This is a genomic window from Pseudomonas sp. rhizo66, from assembly GCF_031931925.1.
In the GTDB taxonomy this organism is placed as follows: domain Bacteria; phylum Pseudomonadota; class Gammaproteobacteria; order Pseudomonadales; family Pseudomonadaceae; genus Aquipseudomonas.
On sequence record NZ_JAUJWZ010000030.1, the window covers coordinates 38,385 to 56,765 of the forward strand.

The 18,381-nt window shown below is 59.3% G+C and carries 19 protein-coding genes; 3 read left to right on the forward strand and 16 right to left on the reverse strand.

Annotated features, from left to right (window positions below; translation table 11 throughout):
- Positions 1–34: 34 nt before the first annotated feature.
- Positions 35–517: a hypothetical protein gene (locus QZR14_RS26600; protein ID WP_250604023.1), complete on the forward strand. Its 483-nt coding sequence runs from the start codon at positions 35–37 to the stop codon at positions 515–517.
- Here QZR14_RS26600 and hemN read toward each other — a convergent pair.
- From hemN to ccoG, 6 genes are all read right to left on the reverse strand, one after another.
- Entirely contained in the window at positions 514–1,896 is a 1,383-nt protein-coding gene (gene hemN / locus QZR14_RS26605; protein WP_250604025.1) for an oxygen-independent coproporphyrinogen III oxidase, read from the reverse strand. The two genes, QZR14_RS26600 and hemN, sit on opposite strands and share 4 nt — an antisense overlap.
- Before the next feature lie 167 nt (positions 1,897–2,063).
- Positions 2,064–2,747 (reverse strand): sulfite exporter TauE/SafE family protein, encoded by a 684-nt coding sequence (locus QZR14_RS26610; protein WP_016984739.1) that lies wholly within the window; start codon positions 2,745–2,747, stop codon positions 2,064–2,066.
- On the reverse strand, positions 2,740–2,952 hold the full coding sequence (gene ccoS / locus QZR14_RS26615; protein WP_016984738.1) for a cbb3-type cytochrome oxidase assembly protein CcoS: 213 nt from the start codon (positions 2,950–2,952) through the stop codon (positions 2,740–2,742). The genes QZR14_RS26610 and ccoS overlap by 8 nt, the downstream gene beginning before the upstream one ends.
- A 24-nt stretch (positions 2,953–2,976) precedes the next feature.
- Positions 2,977–5,427 carry a heavy metal translocating P-type ATPase gene (locus tag QZR14_RS26620; protein ID WP_311998176.1) on the reverse strand — a complete coding sequence of 817 codons (2,451 nt, stop codon included), beginning with the start codon at positions 5,425–5,427 and terminating at the stop codon, positions 2,977–2,979.
- Positions 5,428–5,747: 320 nt separating this feature from the next.
- Positions 5,748–6,287: a FixH family protein gene (locus QZR14_RS26625; RefSeq protein WP_311998177.1), complete on the reverse strand. Its 540-nt coding sequence runs from the start codon at positions 6,285–6,287 to the stop codon at positions 5,748–5,750.
- A gap of 11 nt (positions 6,288–6,298) precedes the next feature.
- Positions 6,299–7,714, reverse strand: coding sequence for a cytochrome c oxidase accessory protein CcoG (ccoG, locus tag QZR14_RS26630; RefSeq protein WP_250604031.1), 1,416 nt, complete (start codon positions 7,712–7,714; stop codon positions 6,299–6,301).
- 579 nt (positions 7,715–8,293) lie between these two features.
- Between ccoG and QZR14_RS26635 the strand changes: the two genes are divergently transcribed.
- Positions 8,294–9,298 carry a metallophosphoesterase family protein gene (locus QZR14_RS26635; protein WP_250604034.1) on the forward strand — a complete coding sequence of 335 codons (1,005 nt, stop codon included), beginning with the start codon at positions 8,294–8,296 and terminating at the stop codon, positions 9,296–9,298.
- A 37-nt stretch (positions 9,299–9,335) separates the two neighbouring features.
- On the opposite strand, the gene QZR14_RS26640 is transcribed toward QZR14_RS26635, so the two are convergent.
- The 10 genes from QZR14_RS26640 to ccoN (QZR14_RS26685) form a co-directional block, all read right to left on the reverse strand.
- A complete protein-coding gene (locus QZR14_RS26640) occupies positions 9,336–9,755 on the reverse strand; it encodes a type II toxin-antitoxin system VapC family toxin (RefSeq protein WP_250604035.1) in 420 nt (139 codons plus the stop codon).
- Positions 9,755–10,009 carry a type II toxin-antitoxin system Phd/YefM family antitoxin gene (locus QZR14_RS26645; protein ID WP_191630901.1) on the reverse strand — a complete coding sequence of 85 codons (255 nt, stop codon included), beginning with the start codon at positions 10,007–10,009 and terminating at the stop codon, positions 9,755–9,757. Before QZR14_RS26645 ends, QZR14_RS26640 begins: the two co-directional genes overlap by 1 nt.
- Positions 10,010–10,539: 530 nt before the next feature.
- Positions 10,540–11,523: a cytochrome-c oxidase, cbb3-type subunit III gene (gene ccoP / locus QZR14_RS26650; RefSeq protein ID WP_123463553.1), complete on the reverse strand. Its 984-nt coding sequence runs from the start codon at positions 11,521–11,523 to the stop codon at positions 10,540–10,542.
- Complete coding sequence (locus QZR14_RS26655; RefSeq protein WP_003175465.1) at positions 11,520–11,705, reverse strand: CcoQ/FixQ family Cbb3-type cytochrome c oxidase assembly chaperone; 186 nt, start codon at positions 11,703–11,705, stop codon at positions 11,520–11,522. The genes ccoP (QZR14_RS26650) and QZR14_RS26655 overlap by 4 nt, the downstream gene beginning before the upstream one ends.
- 5 nt (positions 11,706–11,710) lie before the next feature.
- Entirely contained in the window at positions 11,711–12,319 is a 609-nt protein-coding gene (ccoO, locus tag QZR14_RS26660) for a cytochrome-c oxidase, cbb3-type subunit II (protein WP_007905434.1), read from the reverse strand.
- Positions 12,319–13,761: a cytochrome-c oxidase, cbb3-type subunit I gene (gene ccoN / locus QZR14_RS26665; protein ID WP_123463551.1), complete on the reverse strand. Its 1,443-nt coding sequence runs from the start codon at positions 13,759–13,761 to the stop codon at positions 12,319–12,321. The genes ccoO (QZR14_RS26660) and ccoN (QZR14_RS26665) overlap by 1 nt, the downstream gene beginning before the upstream one ends.
- Before the next feature lie 485 nt (positions 13,762–14,246).
- The gene (gene ccoP, locus QZR14_RS26670; protein ID WP_311998178.1) at positions 14,247–15,197 is read right to left on the reverse strand and encodes a cytochrome-c oxidase, cbb3-type subunit III; all 951 of its coding nucleotides are present in this window, start codon (positions 15,195–15,197) and stop codon (positions 14,247–14,249) included.
- Positions 15,194–15,391, reverse strand: a complete 198-nt coding sequence (locus QZR14_RS26675; RefSeq protein ID WP_311998179.1) for a cbb3-type cytochrome oxidase subunit 3 — start codon at positions 15,389–15,391, stop codon at positions 15,194–15,196. Before QZR14_RS26675 ends, ccoP (QZR14_RS26670) begins: the two co-directional genes overlap by 4 nt.
- A 3-nt stretch (positions 15,392–15,394) precedes the next feature.
- Positions 15,395–16,003, reverse strand: coding sequence for a cytochrome-c oxidase, cbb3-type subunit II (gene ccoO, locus QZR14_RS26680; RefSeq protein WP_003223389.1), 609 nt, complete (start codon positions 16,001–16,003; stop codon positions 15,395–15,397).
- Positions 16,004–16,013: 10 nt separating this feature from the next.
- Entirely contained in the window at positions 16,014–17,438 is a 1,425-nt protein-coding gene (ccoN, locus tag QZR14_RS26685; protein WP_311998180.1) for a cytochrome-c oxidase, cbb3-type subunit I, read from the reverse strand.
- 94 nt (positions 17,439–17,532) lie between these two features.
- On the opposite strand from ccoN (QZR14_RS26685), the gene QZR14_RS26690 reads away from it, so the two are divergent.
- Complete coding sequence (locus QZR14_RS26690) at positions 17,533–18,225, forward strand: alpha/beta family hydrolase (protein ID WP_311998181.1); 693 nt, start codon at positions 17,533–17,535, stop codon at positions 18,223–18,225.
- Positions 18,226–18,381 lie beyond the last annotated feature (156 nt).

Below are 18,381 nucleotides of genomic sequence, written 5' to 3' on the forward strand. Positions count from 1 at the left end.
AACAGGTATCAACGTGCATACAAGGAACGATTCGATGGCCGCCATTGGTACGCTGGGCCCCGGTAGCAGCGACATTGCGGCAACGCCGGAAGCGTTTAAAGTTGCGTCCGGCAATGCGCGCGATCCCGGTTTGTCCGAAGAGGCAACCCCGACCTTGGTCGAGGGCGTCAAAGTGTCGCTGTCCGGTGCATCGATTGCAAAATCCGCCAGTGTCGGGGGCGAAAACAGCGATATCGAGAACAGCGGCCTCCCCGAGAACATCCAGCAATTGCTGAAGATGATCCGCAAATTGCAAAAACAGATTGCCGAGAAAAAGGCACTCATCGAAGCGATCATGGCCGACAAGCGCCTTTCCAACGAAGAAAAGATCATCAAGGCTGCTGCACTGCGCGGCGCCATCGCCGCGTTGAATACCGGTCTGATCACGGCCAATCTGGCTTTGTCCAAAGTGGTCGGGCAGTCCGGGCTGACCGCGGATCAGAATCTGAGCGTTGGTTCGTTGCTGACAAAAAACTAGATTACCCGCGAAAAACGCTGACGGTTCTGCTGTTCCAGGTATGCATCGAACACCATGCACACCGAGCGCACCAGCAGACGTCCTGCCGGCAACACGACGATCCGCTCGCGATCCAGTTCAATCAGGCCATCGCTGGCCATGCCTTGCAGCTGCGGCCACAGCGCGCCGAAATAACCCTGAAAATCGATGTTGAACTGCTGCTCGATCGCGGCGAATTCCAGGCTGAAATTGCAGATCAACTGCTGGATCACCGCGCGACGCAAGCGATCATCGGCATTGCACACCAGGCCCCGGCTGGTCGCCAGTTGAGCAGCGGCGAGGGTGTTCTGGTATTGGCTGAGATCGCTGTTGTTCTGGCAGTACAGATCACCGATCTGGCTAATCGCAGAAACCCCCAGACCAATCAAGTCGCAATGGCCGTGAGTGGTGTAACCCTGGAAGTTGCGCTGCAGGGTTCCTTCTTCCTGAGCAATGGCCAGCTCATCATCGGGCAGGGCGAAATGATCCATGCCGATGTAACGATAGCCGGCGGCGGTCAGTTGCTCGATGGTGCGCTCAAGCATTTCCAGTTTTTGCGCGGGCGCAGGCAGTTCATTGCTGTTGATCCGCCGCTGCGGCATGAAACGCTCCGGCAGGTGCGCATAGTTGAACACCGAGAGTCGGTCCGGTTGCAGGCTGATGACTTCCTCAACGGTGCGGGCGAAGTTTTCCGGGGTCTGCTTGGGCAAGCCGTAGATCAAGTCGATATTGATCGAGCGAAACTGCAGGGTGCGCGCCGCATCGATCACCGCGCGGGTTTCCTCCAGACTTTGCAGGCGATTGACCGCACGCTGCACCGCCGGATCGAGGTCTTGCAGGCCGATGCTGACCCGATTGAAGCCGAGCTCGCGCAGCAGGCCCATGGTCGACCAGTCGGCTTCACGCGGGTCGATCTCGATGCCGTAATCGCCGGAATCATCATCCAGCAGATTGAAATGCTTGCGCAGGTGCGCCATCAACTGGCGCAGTTCGTCATGACTGAGAAAAGTCGGCGTGCCACCGCCAAAGTGCAGTTGCTCGACTTTCTGGGCCGGGTCGAGGTGACAGGCGATCAACTGGATTTCCTGCTCCAGCCGCTGCAGGTAGGGCAGGGCGCGACCACGATCCTTGGTGATGACCTTGTTGCAGGCGCAGTAGTAGCAAATGTTCGCGCAGAACGGCACGTGCACGTACAGCGACAACGGGCGCAGGGCCTTGCGGCTATCGCGCAGGGCATGGAACAGGTCGAACGTGCCGACCTGACTGTGAAATTGCACGGCCGTCGGATACGAGGTGTAGCGCGGCCCCGCCAGGTCGTAGCGGCGGATCAGATCAGAGTCCCAACGAATGGCGTCGAGCATGCGGGCATTCCCCCGGATAGGCTGGCAGTGTGGCGAGTCTATCGGGGGGCGGTGGTGGGGCTCTTGATTTGCATCAACAGCATAAGATCAAAAGATCGCAGCCTTCGGCAGCTACAGGGAAACGCATTCCAAAGGTAGGAGCTGCCGAAGGCTGCGATCTTTTGATCTTAATGGCCCATGAGCCAATGCTGATGCGGGCCGGGCAATGTCCAGATACCAAACAGGATCACCAGCAATCCACCGGCCATGCGCACGCTGCGTTTACGCAAAATGGCAGTGACGCGTTCCGCCGCAAGGCCTGTGGCGAGCAGCACCGGCCAGGTGCCGAGGCCGAACGCGAGCATCAACAACGCACTGTCCAGTGCATTGCCCTGACTCGCTGACCACAGCAGCGTGCTGTAAACCAGCCCGCACGGCAGCCAGCCCCATAACGCGCCAAGCAATAGCGCCCGGGGCAGGCTCGACACTGGTAGCAGGCGGTTGGCGACCGGTTGAATGTAGCGCCACAGACCGCGTCCAAGGCTTTCAATGCGCGTCAGCCCGCTCCACCAACCGGCCAGATACAAACCCATGGCGATCAGCAACAACCCGGCCAGCACGCGCATGAACAATGCCGCTGGGCTATTCGCGACCGCCCAGCCTGCAAGGCCAATCAGCAATCCGGCCGTGGCATAACTGAGGATTCGCCCCAGGTTGTACGCCAGCAACAAGCGAAAGCGCCGGCTGCGCTGTTCCTTGGGAATCGCCAGGGTCAGCGCGCCCATCAAGCCGCCGCACATGCCCAGGCAATGGCCACCACCAAGCAAGCCGAGGATCAATGCCGATACCAGCAGTGGCGCCAGTTCAAGCATGGGGTGGGGCCTTGTCGTCCGGTTTGTTGGGGTTGGCTTCGTCGACCGCCGCGGTGTGGTTAGGATCCTGATCGTCGAAGAGGATGCTGTGCGCCGGGCCGTCGAGGTCGTCGTACTGGCCGCTGTCCACCGCCCAGAAGAAGATGTAAACGGCGATGGCCACGATCAGCAGGGCGGCCGGGATCATCACGTAGAGAGCTGGCATCGGTACTCCAGGTGCCCGTGCGGCTCAGGCCGGCAGCGGGCGGGTGTGCGATCGGGTGCTGGCCGGCGGCGGACTCGGCAGACGAGTCAGGCGCAGGGCATTGAGCACCACGGTCAGCGAACTGATCGACATGCCGACGGCAGCCCATACCGGCGTGATCCAGCCGAGGGCGGCGAACGGCAACATGAGGCCATTGTACAGCGCCGCCCACAGCAGGTTCTCGATGATTACCCGACGGGTCCGCCGCGCCAGCGTGAAGGCCTGCACCAAGGCGTCGAGGCGGTTGGACAGCAACACCGCATCGGCACTGGTTTTCGCCAGATCGGTGGCCGAACCCATGGCCACGCTGATGTCCGCCGCCGCGAGCACGGGTACATCGTTGACGCCGTCGCCGAGCATCAGCACTTTGCGACCTTCCTTGTGCAACTGTCGCAGGACTTGCAGTTTGTCGTCCGGGCGCAAGCCGCCGCGGGCCTCATCAATGCCGAGTTCTGCCGCCACACTGGCGACCATCGGCGAGCTGTCGCCGGACAGCAGCAATGTGCGCCAGCCACGCGCCTTGCAAGCGGCGAGCAGCGCCGGGGCGTCGTCACGCAAGCGGTCGTCAAGAACGAACCAAGCCAGCGGCCCCTGAGTGTCACCGAGCAGCAGCCATTGGCCGGCCTCGTTCGGCATGTCGGGCGCGCTCGCACCGCTGAGGGCGCAGACAAAATCCGCCTGACCAATGCGCAAACGCTGTCCATTGACCAAGCCTTCGAGGCCAAGCCCCGGGCTGCTATGAACTTCTTCAGCGGCCAGCGGCGCACGGCCGAAGGCGCGGGCAATCGGATGTTCCGAGCGGTTTTCCAGCGCGGCGGCTAGGCTCAGGCATTGATCGCTGTCGCGTGCGCCAAGTGGGCGAATCGAGCGCAGCACCAGTCGGCCTTCGGTGAGGGTGCCGGTCTTGTCGAAGATCACCGTGTCGATTTGATTCAAGCCTTCCAGCACATGACCACGGGTCAGCAGCAAGCCGAGTTTGTGCAGGGTGCCGGTGGCGGCGGTAAGCGCGGTCGGCGTTGCCAGTGAGAGCGCGCAGGGGCAGGTGGCAACGAGCATGGCGAGGACAATCCAGAACGCCCGCGACGAATCCAGCTCCCACCAGAGCAAGCCGATGACCGCTGCGGCAATCAGCGACAGCAGCAAAAACCATTGCGCGGCGCGGTCGGCGATTTCCGCCAGTCGCGGTTTTTCTGCCTGGGCGCGGTCGAGCAGACGGACGATGGCCGACAGGCGCGTGTCCTGGCCCAGCGCCTGAACTTCCACGGTCAACGCGCCTTCGACATTGAGCGTGCCAGCGGTGACGCTGTCGCCGAGGCTTCTCGGTTGCGGCAGGTATTCGCCGGTGAGCAGCGATTCGTCGATGCTCGATTGGCCGTCGATGATCTTGCCGTCCGCCGGCAGAATCGAGCCAGCCTGCACCAGAATCCGCTCGCCGAGGCGCAGTTCGCTGAGCAGGATGCGTTCGCTCTGACCGTCGTTGTCCAGGCGCAGGCACGAGGCGGGCAACAGGTTCACAAGTTGTGCCGTGGCGGCGGCGGTGCGCTCGCGGGCACGGCGTTCGAGATAGCGGCCGGCAAGCAGGAACAGCGCAAACATTCCCACCGCGTCGAAATACAACTCGCCGACCCCGGTGATCGAGGTCCAGATCCCGGCAATGTAAGCACTGCCGATCGCCAGCGACACCGAGACATCCATGGTCAGGTGGCGTGTGCGCAGATCGCGCATCGCGCCTTTGAAGAACGGCGCGCAGCTGTAGAACACGATCGGCGTGGTCAGGAACAGCGCCACCCAACGCAGGATCGTGTGTAACTCCGGGCTGAGGTCGATATTGAATTCCGGCCAGGTGGCCATGGTCGCCATCATTGCCTGAAACCACAACAGCCCCGCCACGCCGAGCTGGCGCAGGGCCAGGCGGTTTTCGCTGGCCAGTTGTTCGCTGGCGCGATCGGCCTGATACGGGTGGGCGGCGTAACCGATATGGCGCAGTTCGGCGAGCACTTGGCTCAGCGGCAATTGCGCGTCTGCCCAGCGTACATGCAAGCGATGGTTGGACAGGTTCAGCCTTGCTTCGGCCACGGCGGGCAACGTGCGCAGGTGTTTTTCGATCAGCCAGCCGCAGGCGGCACAACTGATGCCTTCCATCAACAGCGTGGTTTCGGCCAGATCGCTTTCATGACGAACAAAGGGTTGCTGGACGTCAGCGCGGTCGTAGAGCGCCAGTTCATCGGTCAGCTGCACTGGCAGCGCTTCGGGGTTGGCCGAGGCTTCGCTGCGGTGTTGGTAATAGCTTTCCAGGCCGCCGGCGACGATGGCTTCGGCCACAGCCTGACAGCCCGGGCAGCAGAACTCGCGGGGTTGCCCGAGTACGACAGCGGTGAAGCGGCTGCCGGACGGGACGGGCAGGGCGCAGTGGTAGCAGGGGAGTGGAGTGGTCATGGCATCGTTGAGGGAGTAAGCCCTTGCATTGGAGTTGTCCGCTTGCCCTCACCCCAGCCCTCTACCGGAGGGAGAGGGAGCCGATCGGTGTAAGCCGGAAAAAACAGGTTCAGTCGCCTGGATCTTCACTGTCATACACAAAACGTGCAAACGCTCGAGATCAGTCCCCTCTCCCGGAGGGAGAAGGAGCCGATCGGTGTGAGCCTGAAAACAGGCTCAGTCGCCTGGATTTTCACTGTCATACACAAAACGTGCAAACGCTCGAGATCAGTCCCCTCTCCTGGGGGAGAGGGCTAGGGTGAGGGGGCTTTTGAAGTTGTTTACTTCTTCAAGTCTTCGGCACCTTGCAGCGGCTCGTCACCCAACAACAGCTCCTTGTCATGGCTCACCAGCTCTTCTTCGAACATGCGCCACACATGATCATCCTGACTACCGAGCAGTTCAACAAACCGGCGACCTTCAACCTTGTCACCCAACTGACCGATGTAACGCCCGGTTTCGGTCTCGCTGCGGGTCAGGACAATCTTGCGATCCTTCTCCGGCTGCGTCGGCGAAATCAGGTTCAACTCCAGCGTTTTCGGTTGACTGTCACCGCTCAGGCGCAGATCAACTTCGCCGGTCACGTCATCCAGATGCACCGCTGCGCGCATCTTCAGATTCTGCGCCAACAGCTCACGGTCCAGCGAACGGTTGATGCCTTTGCCGGCCTCGTAGTAGTTGTCGTTGACCAGGTTGTCCGGGTTGTTCACCGCGATGGTTACCATGGACAGGGTCAGGGTCACCGAACAGGCCAGAATCGCGATGATGATCCATGGCCAAATGTGCTTGTACCAGGGACTTGCGGCGTTTGCTGCGGGCATGTTCAGTTCTCTCAACGGATTTGTGGGCCGATGAATCGGCTCTTGGCTTCAACGTGGACGCTGTCGTCATCGGCATCCTTGAGGATGAATTTCACCTCGTTGGTGCTCGATGGCAGTTGTTCCGGTGCGCTCGACAACTCGACGGGCATGCTGACGATGTCGCCGGCTGCGACTTTGATCTCGCGCTTGCCTTGCAGGCGCAGGTCCGGCAGACCGGCGGCTTCCAGCACATAGGTGTGGTCGCGCTGATCCTTGTTCATGATCTTCAGGCTGTAGACGTTTTCGATCCGGCCTTCGGCGTTCTCGCGATACAGCACGCGGTCCTTGCTGACGTCGAAACCGACCAGCGAGCGCATGAAGAACGCGGTGACCAACAGGCTGATCATCGCCAGCAACACCACGGCATAGCCGATCAGGCGCGGGCGCAGTTTATGGGTTTTCTGGCCCGAGAGGTTGTGTTCGGTGGTGTAGCTGATCAGCCCGCGCGGGTAATCCATCTTGTCCATGATGCTGTCGCAGGCATCGATGCACGCGGCGCAGCCGATGCACTCGATTTGCAGACCGTCACGGATGTCGATACCGGTCGGGCAGACCTGAACGCACATGGTGCAATCGATGCAGTCGCCCAGGCCCAAGGCCTTGTAATCGACGCCTTTCTTGCGTGGACCACGGCTTTCACCGCGACGCGGGTCGTAGGAAACAATCAGTGTGTCCTTGTCGAACATCACGCTCTGGAAGCGTGCGTACGGACACATGTAGATGCACACCTGCTCGCGCAGCCAACCGGCGTTGCCATAGGTGGCGAGGGTGAAGAAACCGACCCAGAAATACGACCAGCCATCGGCCTGGCCGGTGAAGAACTCAAAGACCAGTTCACGGATCGGTGAGAAATAGCCGACGAAGGTCATGCCGGTGACGAAACCGATCAGCAGCCACAGCGCGTGCTTGGCGAATTTGCGCAGAAACTTGTTGCCGCTCATCGGCGCCTTGTCGAGCTTGATGCGCTGGTTGCGGTCGCCTTCGGTGACCTTCTCGCACCACATGAAAATCCACGTCCACACACTTTGCGGACAGGTGTAGCCGCACCAGACTCGCCCGGCATACACGGTAATGAAGAACAGCCCGAACGCGGCAATGATCAACAGGCCCGAGAGCAGAATGAAATCCTGTGGCCAGAAGGTCGCACCGAAAATGAAGAACTTGCGCTCCGGCAGGTTCCACCACACGGCCTGATGACCGCCCCAGTTCAACCACACCGTCCCGAAGTACAGCAGGAACAATGCCGCGCCGCCCATCATCCGCAGGTTGCGGAACAGGCCGGTGAAAGCACGGGTGTAGATTTTTTCTCGAGAGGCGTAAAGATCAACGCTGTTGTTCGCGTTTTTACTCGGTGGTGTGACGTCGTGTACCGGAATCTGGTTGCTCATCATTGCATCCCACGGCAGTGGAAAAATGCCTCGGTCGATACGTGCCAACCCAGGTCAAAAAGGGGTGTTGCAGTGGCGCAATGATACGCCGGTCGCTCTGGTTCAAGGGTGCGACCTTTGGTCGCGTTGGGTAAAAAACCTGAATGGTGTAGCGAATGCAGCAAAGCATGATGCAGGTCAATTGACTTGTTGAGTATGGACGGTTTTGGCCTGAGGGCTACTTCATTGTTTCCATGGGAGAGCAATCCGCTGTCACTGCCATCGCGATCCTGCGAAAAAACCTGGTTCAATCTGGCGCGCGTACGAATGGCGTCATGTTCAGGAACGCTTGCACCACTCGACGCTTGCCTGTTTTAAACGAGGCTTTGAAGGTTGTTTGCGCGGCGCCAGGTCGTGCAGATTTTCATGTTTGATTTAAGTGTTTTGCTGGTTGTTCAAGTTGTAGGTTCTCTGTGTCTGAAATATATCTAATTGATTGTTCTTCGTGAGTGCTTTGAAGTTTTCTGTTTTTTCGAATAAGTTCTGTTTTCGCGAAACGTCTTTCGCGTGTAAATGATTAGTTTGAATGGAATTCAATGTATGACTTTTAACAAGTTAGCAAGTGTAGTGCTGGGTGTTTGTTTATTGGCGGCGGTTGCCTCGGCGCAGGCTATAACCGGAACGCCGAAACACATGGTGTTTGCCTCGGATACTCAATATCCCTGGACCGACAAGACCGACGACCGCGACCCCGAATCCGATGCCGAATTCGGGGTCCGCTCGAAATGGCTGGTTGATACTCAGCTAGGGAGTATTGCCGAATTCAGAAATCAGCACGGCTCTCAAGCGCAAGTACCTTTAATGATCAATGGCGATATCACCGCGTTTGGTCATGGCTGGCAGCGTTCGTTCATGAAGGACTTACTGAATAAACACTTCAAAGGTGATTACTTGTACGGCTTGGGTAATCACGATTATGAAAATAATGTTGATGATTGTTTTACCAATAGTTGTGCCGCGGGAAGTATCGTCGAGTTCAAAGAGCATCATGAGGGAAAAGTCGACAGCTTTGATCTGAAAATCACCAGTGGCCTTCTCAGCAAGAAGTACTCCGGCAGTCTCGCCTATTCAAAAAACATCGGCGAAGTTCATATGGTTCAGCTCAATAACGAACCGACGTATACCAACCGGATTGCTCATCCACTGAACCCGACGACGTTTGAAATCAACGATGCGCTGGACTGGCTCGAAACGGATCTGAGACTGGCGCGAGTCTCGGGGTACGCGATCATCATCAATATGCATAAACCGTTCAACCACAAGGGGACCCAGGCGCAAAAGAAGCGCTTCCACGACATGGTCAATAAATACCAAGTGACGGCGATCTTTGCTGGCCATTTGCATAAGGAGGGAGGCGATTCCTATTGGGAGGGTAACGTGCCCATGTACCTGAGCGGCAGTACGTCTCAACAAACCTATCTGATTGCCAGTTTTACCGAAGACCGCAAGCAGTTGCAGGTCTATCTGGTGAAGGACAACCAGTGGCGCAATCGAACGCTGATCGATACCACGGCGGTGCATTCGATCTTTGCCAATCGCCCATGAAAAAAGCCCCGCCAGTGATCTGGCGGGGCTTTTATGATCAGTGATTGGCAGCGGTCCATGGGTTGATCAGATGAACGCCGCTGAGTTGGAAGTCGGCAACATTACGGGTGACCAGCGTCAGTCCATGTACAAGTGCGGTGGCGGCGATCAAGGCGTCGCATTCGTTGCTGCGATCAGGTACATGCAGCTGCGCGCAACGGGTAGCGACGGCGGTATCGACCGAGAGGATTCTTCCGGAAAATGCGGGTTTGACGTGATGCTCGAGCCAGTGACGCAGCTTCCCTCCTTGTGGCGGGTCGCGGCGTTCAATACGCAGAATGCCGGTTTCCAGCTCCAGCACAGTGATTGCCGATAAATAAAGGCTGGCCGGGGCGACGCTGTGTGCCCATGTCACCACCTGCTTGTCGGCCTGGGGTTTTCGCAGTTCGGAAACTACATTGGTATCCAGTAGAAACATCAGGACAGATCCACGCTGCGAGGAGTGATGACGGCGCGCTCGGGTTCGAATTCGATGTCAGGCGCATTCGGCATCACCAGCAGATCGACGATGCTGGTCTGGCTACCGGTCAGCTTCTGGTATTCCTCGATGCTCAGCAGTACATGGGCAGGCTTGCCACGATCGGTAATGATGACCGGGCCCTGATGCGCGGCTTTTTTGGCGGCACTGGTGTCCTGGTTGAACTCGCGGCTGGAAATGGTCGTGATGGCCATCATTTTCGGCCTCCAGTGATTCGGGTGTAGAAACGTTACTACGTTGGCGTTTGCCCAGCAATCGGAAAGGTGGGTTGCGGACGATCGGTTTATCACTGTCATAACGGCACCGGCGAAAGCGCCCCAGCCAGAGGGCTGGGGCGCAGGATATTGGACGTATATTCGCTGTGTTTTGCTGCCACTTGTCAGGGCAATCGGCCGCCGCCGAGACCGTCCAGACCGCCCCCGTTACGTGGATGGCCCACGGTGTCTGGCGATGGTGAGCGTGCGGGTGCCGTGGGCGTTTTTACCGGCGTTGCCTCATGATCAGGGCGAGGTTGCAACCGTTTTGGCAGTGTATTTTCGTGATTTTTTGACATGTGGGCTTCATCCTTGAAGGTTGTCCCGATGCTGCTCATCGGCGTGAGAAAAACCTACAGGGCAGCTTTCCTCAGGTCTATTGAGCAAACGTTTCAAGTCATGAATGCCGGCACGAAAAAAGGCCCCGTCAATCAACATTGGCGGGGCCTTTTTTGCTTCAAGCGTTGGCCTTACTCGGCGTTCGCTTCCGGTGCTTTTTCACCGTGGGACAGGCTGTAAACATACGCCGCCAGCAAGTGCACCTTGTCGTTGCCTTGCAGTTGTTCCTGCGCAGGCATCTGGCCCTGACGGCCGTAACGAATGGTCTGCTGCAGTTGCGCGAAGCTCGAACCGTAGATGAACGCGCCCGGGTGGGTCAGGTCAGGCGCGCCCATGGCGGGTGTGCCTTTGCCGGCCGGACCGTGGCAGGCCACGCAGTTGGCCGCAAACAGTTTGCCGCCGTTGGCCGGGTCTGCCTTGGTGCCTTCGGGCAATTTGCGCCCATCCAGGTTGGTCACCACGAAGGCTGCCACGTCGGCAACGCCTTGCTCGCCAATTACTTCAGCCCAGGCCGGCATCACCGCGTGACGACCGCCCATGATGGTGGTCTTGATAGTTTCCGGCTCGCCGCCCCAGCGCCAGTCGGCGTCGGTCAGGTTGGGGAAACCGTAAGCGCCTTTGGCGTCGGAGCCGTGGCACACCGAGCAGTTGGAGGCGAACAGGCGGCCACCCATCTTCAGTGCTTGCGGATCCTTGGCGACTTCTTCGATTGGCATCGCGGCGAACTTGGCGAAGATCGGACCGAACTTGGCGTCCGAGCGGGCCATTTCCTTTTCCCACTCGTGCACGCCGGTCCAGCCGGTCTGGCCGTTGGCGAACGCGGTCTGCTTGTCGTTATCGAGGTAGTTGTAGCCCGGCAGCAGGCCTTTCCAGTTGCCCAGGCCGGGGTACAGCACCAGGTAACCCAAGGCAAAAACGATGGTGCCGACAAACAGCATGAACCACCATTTCGGCAACGGGTTGTCGTACTCCTCAATCCCGTCGAAAGAGTGCCCGACGGTCTCGTCCGTCTGTTCGCTGCGCTGGCCCTTGCGGGTCGACAGCAGCAGCCAGGTCAGGGAAAAGATCGTACCGAGACTGAGGACTGTGACGTACAGACTCCAGAATGTAGTCATTCTTTGTTACTCCTAGAAGCTTGCTCGACGTGCTTGATGGCTTCGGGATCATCCGCAAAAGGCAACAAGGTCGCGTCTTCAAACTCCGACTTGCGCTTGGGGCTGAACACCCACAGCGCGAGACCGATGAAGGCCACCATCACGACAACGGTGCCCAGGCCACGAATCATCCCGATATCCATCTAATTCACCGTTTGCTTTTGATGATGGTGCCCAGGCCTTGCAGATAGGCCACCAGCGCGTCCATTTCGGTTTTGCCCTTCACGGCATCCTTGGCCCCGGCGATGTCTTCGTCGGTGTAAGGGACGCCGAGCGTGCGCAACACTTCCATTTTCTTGGCGGTGTCTTTGCCGTCGAGCTTGTTTTCTACGAGGAACGGGTAAGCCGGCATTTTCGACTCAGGCACCACGTTGCGCGGGTTGTACAAGTGCGCACGCTGCCAGTCATCGGAGTAACGACCGCCAACACGGGCCAGGTCCGGACCGGTGCGTTTGGAACCCCACAGGAACGGGTGGTCCCAGACGCTTTCACCGGCCACCGAGTAGTGACCATAGCGTTCGGTTTCGGCACGGAACGGACGGATCATCTGCGAGTGGCAGCCGACACAGCCGTTGGCGATGTAAACGTCGCGGCCTTCCAGTTCAAGAGCGGTGCGCGGCTTCATGCCTTCGACCGGCTTGTTGGTCACGTCCTGGAAAAACAGCGGAACGATTTGGGTCAGGCCGCCAACGCTGACGGCGATGACCATGAAGAAGGCCAGCAGGCCAATATTCTTCTCGACAGCTTCATGCTTCATCAGTGAGCTCCAACGACAGCGATCTGGGCAGCGGCTTCGGCTTCAGCCGGGTTCGAGGCGCGCACGGTGCGCCAGACGTTGTAAGCCATCAGGAACATGCCGCTGGCGAAGAACGCACCGCCCAGGGCACGAACGATGTAACCCGGGTGGCTGGCTTGCAGCGCCTCAACGAACGAGTAGGTGAGGGTGCCGTCGTCGTTGATTGCACGCCACATCAGGCCCTGAGTGATGCCGTTGACCCACATCGACGCGATGTACAGCACGGTGCCGATGGTCGCGAGCCAGAAGTGCGCGTTGATCAGGCCAACGCTGTGCATCTGCGCACGGCCGAACAGTTTCGGGATCATGTGGTAGATCGCGCCGATCGAAATCATTGCCACCCAGCCCAGAGCGCCGGCGTGTACGTGGCCGATGGTCCAGTCGGTGTAGTGCGAGAGCGAGTTGACGGTCTTGATCGCCATCATCGGACCTTCGAAGGTCGACATGCCGTAGAACGCCAGCGAGACCACGAGGAAGCGCAGGATCGGGTCGGTGCGCAGCTTATGCCAGGCGCCCGAGAGGGTCATCATGCCGTTGATCATGCCGCCCCAGCTTGGTGCCAGGAGGATGATCGACATCGCCATGCCCAGCGACTGTGCCCAGTCCGGCAGTGCGGTGTAGTGCAGGTGGTGCGGGCCGGCCCAGATGTACAGGGTGATCAGTGCCCAGAAGTGCACGATCGACAGGCGATAGGAGTAGATCGGACGTTCGGCCTGTTTCGGCACGAAGTAGTACATCATCCCGAGGAAACCGGTGGTGAGGAAGAAGCCCACCGCGTTGTGGCCGTACCACCACTGGATCATCGCGTCGGTCGCGCCCGAATAGGCGGAGTAGGACTTGAAGAAGCTCACCGGCAGGGAGGCGTGGTTGACAATGTGCAGCATCGCCGTGACGACGATGAACGCGCCGTAGAACCAGTTACCCACATAGATGTGCTTGGTTTTGCGCTTGGTGATGGTGCCGAAGAACACCAGACCGTAGGTGACCCAGACAATCGCCAGCAAAATAGCCAGTGGCCATTCCAGTTCCGCGTATTCCTTGGTGGTGGTGTAACCCAGCGGCAAGGTAATGATCGCGCCGACGATCACCGCTTGCCAGCCCCAAAAGGTGAAGGCCGCGAGGCTGTCGGAAATCAGTCGCGTCTGGCAGGTTCGCTGCACGACATAGTAGGAAGTGGCAAACAGTGCACAACCACCGAAGGCGAAAATCACCAGGTTTGTGTGCAACGGGCGCAGGCGTCCAAAGCTCGTCCACGGCAGACCGAAGTTCAACTCCGGCCAAACCAGTTGCGAGGCGATGAAGACACCGAGCCCCATGCCAAGGATCCCCCAGACCACCGTCATGATGGCGAACTGGCGGACTACCTTATAGTTATAAGCAGTCGGACTGATTGCTGTGCTCATTCTAAGGTTCCACGGTTTGGGTGTTTTATTAGGATTAAAATCGGCCGCAAGTATGCAGAGAGCAGGGGGTCATTGCAACGCGCCATGACCTGGGTCAATGCTTTCCAACGCTGATTCTGCGGCCTTTCCATGCGCCGCGTAAGGACAAAATCGGCCTCGGACAAAATGTCGCAGCGGATGAAAAAAGCGAGGGGTTCAGGTCGCTTGTAACGGGGTGTGTTCAAACGCCCGGTTCGGGTGACGGACGGTATATGGCACGACAGCCGGTATCTACCGGCGTTTGCGGCCACATCAGTCAGCCGGTTCGCAGAACACAGCAGTCAACGTTGACCTGGAACCGGCACAAGCCAGTCCGCATCGAGCAAGCGTAGACCCGAATCAGAGGAACCGAAAGGAGAGGGTGTGAAGGGGTGCGACAATGCGTCGCAAAGGGGCTGGATGCTGCCGCACCGAGAACGATGCGGCAGAGGTGTGCGCAATGCTTACTATTTTTTGTCTTCAGTAATCAGTTTTTCTGTATTCAATCCGTGCGATAAGCTGTACACATAGGCGGCCAGAAGTTGCACTTTATCGTTGCCCAGCAATTCGTTCTGCGCCGGCATGTGACCCTGGCGGCCATGGCGAATGGTCTGCTCGAGTTGGGTCAGGCTGGTGCCATAGATAAACCCGGCCGGGTGCGTCAGATTCGGCGCACCCATGGCTTCAGTGCCTTGGCCGGTTGCCCCATGACAGGCTACGCAAGTGGTGCTGAACGCCTGCTGTCCGGCTTGCAGATCAGCTTTGCTGTCCGCCGGCAATGGCAGGCCGGCCAGTTCGTGGCGCACGTAAGCGGCAACGTTCTTCACTCCCGCCTCACCGAGCACTTCGCCCCAGGCCGGCATTGCCGCCATCCGGCCACCCATGATGGTGGTCTTGATGGTGTCGGCGTCGCCACCCCAGCGCCAGTTGCTGTCGGCGAGGTTAGGGAAACCGAACGCGCCTTTGGCGTCGGAGCCGTGGCACACCGAGCAGTTGGAAGCGAACAGCCGACCACCCATTTTCAGCGCCTGCGGATCCTTCGCCACTTCTTCCACCGGCATCGCGGCAAATTTGGCGAAGATCGGCCCGAACCTGGCGTCGGCCTTGTTCATTTCCTTTTCCCACTCGTGGACGCCGGTCCAGCCATCCTCGTAACCCGGCAGGATGCCTTTCCAGTTGCCCAGGCCCGGATAGAGGATCAGATAGCCCACAGAGAACACCAGCGTGCCGGCGAACAGCATGAACCACCACTGCGGCAGCGGGTTGTCGTACTCCTCGATGCCATCGAAGCTGTGGCCCATGGTCTGGTCGACGCTGCCCTTGGTTTCGCCCCGGCGGGTGCCGATCAGCAGCCACGTCAGGCCGATCAGGCTGCCGATGGTCAGTACGCAGATCCACGTACTCCAGAAGGTGGTCATGGCCGGGTACTCCTTGTTTCAGGTGCTTGGGTAGTGTCGGGTTGCGGTTCATCGGCGAACGGCAGCAGACGCGCTTCGGCAAACTCCGGGGTGCGCTTGCGGTTGAACACCCAAAGCGTTAAACCGACGAAGGCGACGAACACCACGACCGTACCGAGGCCACGTATCAGGCCTGTGCTCATTTCAATGACCATGGCTCACCTCTTGCTCTTGATCGCAGTGCCGAGCACTTGCAGGTAGGAGACGAGGGCGTCCATTTCGGTCTTGCCCTTGAGGCTGGCCACCGCGCCGCTGATGTCGTCGTCGGTGTACGGCACGCCGAGGGTGCGCATGGTCTTGAGCTTGGTTTCGGTGTGGCTGCTGTCGACCGCTTGTGTGACCAGCCACGGGTAGGCCGGCATTTTCGATTCCGGTACGACGTTGCGCGGGTTGTACAAATGCGCGCGGTGCCAGTCATCCGAGTAGCGCGCGCCAACCCGGGCGAGGTCCGGACCGGTACGCTTCGAACCCCACAGGAACGGGTGATCCCAGACGCTTTCACCGGCCACCGAGTAGTGCCCGTAGCGCTCGGTTTCGGCGCGGAACGGCCGGATCATCTGCGAGTGGCAGCCGACGCAGCCTTCGCGGATGTAGATGTCGCGGCCTTCCAGTTGCAGCGCGGTGTAGGGCTTCATGCCTTCCACCGGTTTGTTGGTGACGTCCTGGAAGAACAGCGGGACGATCTGGGTCAGGCCGCCGATGCTCACGGCGAACACCATGAGCAACATCAACAGGCCGACGTTCTTTTCAATCGTTTCGTGTTTCATGGCGGACTCCTCAGGCCATCTGCGCGGCAGCAACGACGTCAGCAGGCTGCGAGGCCCGCACGGTGCGCCAGGTGTTGTAAGCCATCAGGAACATGCCGCTGAGGAAGATCGCCCCACCCACCAGCCGCACGACGAAGCCTGGGTGGCTGGCCACCAGGGTTTCGACGAAGGAGTAGGTCAGCGTGCCGTCCTCGTTGACCGCGCGCCACATCAGGCCCTGGGCGATGCCGTTGACCCACATCGAGGCGATGTAGAGCACGGTGCCGATGGTGGCGAGCCAGAAGTGCGCGTTGATCAAGCCGACGCTGTGCATCTGCTCTTTGCCGAAGACTTTCGGGATCATGTGGTACAGCGCGCCGATGGAAATCATCGCCACCCAGCCCAGAGCGCCGGCGTGTACGTGGCCGATGGTCCAGTCGGTGTAGTGGGAGAGGGCGTTGACGGTCTTGATCGCCATCATCGGACCTTCGAAGGTCGACATGCCGTAGAACGCCAGCGAGACCACGAGGAAGCGCAGGATCGGGTCGCTGCGCAACTTATGCCACGCGCCCGAGAGGGTCATCATGCCGTTGATCATGCCGCCCCAGCTCGGTGCCAGCAGAATCAGCGACATCACCATGCCCAGCGACTGCGCCCAGTCCGGTAGCGCGGTGTAGTGCAAGTGGTGCGGGCCGGCCCAGATGTACAGGGTGATCAAGGCCCAGAAGTGCACGATCGACAGGCGATACGAATACACCGGACGCTCGGCCTGTTTCGGCACGAAGTAGTACATCATCCCGAGGAAACCGGCGGTGAGGAAAAAGCCTACGGCGTTGTGGCCGTACCACCATTGCACCATCGCGTCGGTTGCACCGGCATATACCGAGTAGGACTTGGTGAAACTCACCGGCAACTCAAGGTTGTTGACGATGTGCAGAATCGCCACGGTGATGATGAACGCGCCGAAGAACCAGTTGCCCACATAAATGTGCTTGGTCTTGCGCTGCATGATCGTGCCGAAGAACACGATGGCGTAGGCGACCCAGACGATGGTGATCAGGATGTCGATCGGCCATTCCAGTTCGGCGTATTCCTTGGAACTGGTGTAACCCAGTGGCAGGCTGATCGCCGCCAACAGGATCACCAGTTGCCAGCCCCAGAAGCAGAATGCGGCGATTTTCGGCGCAAACAGCTGAGTCTGGCAGGTGCGTTGCACCGAGTAGAACGAACTGGCGAACAGCGCACAGCCACCAAACGCGAAGATCACCGCGTTGGTGTGCAGCGGGCGCAGACGGCCGAAACTGGTCCAGGGCAAATTGAAGTTGAGTTCGGGCCAGACCAATTGAGCCGCGAGAAAAACCCCGAGGCCCATGCCGACGATGCCCCACACCACCGTCATAATGGCGAATTGGCGGACCACCTTGTAGTTGTAGGCGGTACTGATAGAAGTGTTCATGGTTCCCCATCCACGGTTCAGCCGAAGTGAGCGCGCGCGAGAACGCCGCGAATCCTTCGTCTGGAGTTATAGGCAGACTAAAAGCGAGGCAAGCATGGACAAACAGCACAAGGCCAGTATTGACGGGGATCAATGGGCGCAGTGTGTGCTCGATCATGGATGGCTTTGGGACGCCGCCAGTGGTGACGCTTCCGCGACGTTGATCCTCGCCCACGGTGCTGGTGCGCCGATGGATAGCGAGTGGATGACTGATATGGCTGGGCGCCTTGCCGGGCTTGGGGTGAATGTGTTGCGGTTTGAGTTTCCTTATATGGCGCAGCGGCGGGTGGATGGGGTGAAGCGTCCGCCGAATCCTGCGGGGAAATTGCAGGAATGTTGGCGTGAGGTTTATGCCGAGGTGCGGCGTCATGTCACTGGGGTTTTGGCCATTGGCGGGAAGTCGATGGGCGGGCGGATGGCGAGTCTGCTGGCTGATGAGTTGGGGGCTGATGCGTTGGTGTGCTTGGGTTATCCGTTTTATGCGGTGGGGAAGCCGGAGAAGCCGCGGGTTGAGCATTTGGCTTCTTTGCAGGCGCGGACTTTGATTGTGCAGGGGGAGCGGGATGCGCTGGGCAATCGTGGGTCGGTTGAGGCTTACAGCTTGTCACCGAGTATTGAGGTGGCGTGGCTGGTGGCAGGGGATCATGATTTGAAGCCGTTGAAGGTTTCCGGGTTTACCCATGAGCAGCATTTGGCCGGCGCTGCGCAGAAAGTATCCGAGTTTCTCAAGGGTGTACCAAAATTCTGAACCAGATGAAGATCGGCTCCCTTTCCCCCTCGCCCCCTTGGGGGAGAGGGCTGGGGTGAGGGGGTAGATCTTGAACGCGACACATTTTTCGATCTGTATGCACATCCATTCCTGCGGTAACGGCCACTTAGGGTTTCGCCCTTACGGCCATCCCTC

Coding starts and splice junctions, on each gene's coding strand:
- QZR14_RS26645 (WP_191630901.1), bottom strand. CDS start 10,009: ATGGCCATCACGACCATTTCCAGCCGCGAGTTCAACCAGGACACCAGT.
- QZR14_RS26635 (WP_250604034.1), top strand. CDS start 8,294: ATGACTTTTAACAAGTTAGCAAGTGTAGTGCTGGGTGTTTGTTTATTG.
- ccoN (WP_311998180.1), bottom strand. CDS start 17,438: ATGAACACTTCTATCAGTACCGCCTACAACTACAAGGTGGTCCGCCAA.
- hemN (WP_250604025.1), bottom strand. CDS start 1,896: ATGCTCGACGCCATTCGTTGGGACTCTGATCTGATCCGCCGCTACGAC.
- ccoN (WP_123463551.1), bottom strand. CDS start 13,761: ATGAGCACAGCAATCAGTCCGACTGCTTATAACTATAAGGTAGTCCGC.
- ccoP (WP_123463553.1), bottom strand. CDS start 11,523: ATGACTACATTCTGGAGTCTGTACGTCACAGTCCTCAGTCTCGGTACG.
- QZR14_RS26610 (WP_016984739.1), bottom strand. CDS start 2,747: ATGCTTGAACTGGCGCCACTGCTGGTATCGGCATTGATCCTCGGCTTG.
- QZR14_RS26620 (WP_311998176.1), bottom strand. CDS start 5,427: ATGACCACTCCACTCCCCTGCTACCACTGCGCCCTGCCCGTCCCGTCC.
- QZR14_RS26690 (WP_311998181.1), top strand. CDS start 17,533: ATGGACAAACAGCACAAGGCCAGTATTGACGGGGATCAATGGGCGCAG.
- QZR14_RS26640 (WP_250604035.1), bottom strand. CDS start 9,755: ATGTTTCTACTGGATACCAATGTAGTTTCCGAACTGCGAAAACCCCAG.
- ccoO (WP_007905434.1), bottom strand. CDS start 12,319: ATGAAGCATGAAGCTGTCGAGAAGAATATTGGCCTGCTGGCCTTCTTC.
- ccoO (WP_003223389.1), bottom strand. CDS start 16,003: ATGAAACACGAAACGATTGAAAAGAACGTCGGCCTGTTGATGTTGCTC.
- QZR14_RS26625 (WP_311998177.1), bottom strand. CDS start 6,287: ATGCCCGCAGCAAACGCCGCAAGTCCCTGGTACAAGCACATTTGGCCA.
- QZR14_RS26600 (WP_250604023.1), top strand. CDS start 35: ATGGCCGCCATTGGTACGCTGGGCCCCGGTAGCAGCGACATTGCGGCA.
- ccoP (WP_311998178.1), bottom strand. CDS start 15,197: ATGACCACCTTCTGGAGTACGTGGATCTGCGTACTGACCATCGGCAGC.
- QZR14_RS26675 (WP_311998179.1), bottom strand. CDS start 15,391: ATGGTCATTGAAATGAGCACAGGCCTGATACGTGGCCTCGGTACGGTC.
- ccoG (WP_250604031.1), bottom strand. CDS start 7,714: ATGAGCAACCAGATTCCGGTACACGACGTCACACCACCGAGTAAAAAC.
- ccoS (WP_016984738.1), bottom strand. CDS start 2,952: ATGCCAGCTCTCTACGTGATGATCCCGGCCGCCCTGCTGATCGTGGCC.
- QZR14_RS26655 (WP_003175465.1), bottom strand. CDS start 11,705: ATGGATATCGGGATGATTCGTGGCCTGGGCACCGTTGTCGTGATGGTG.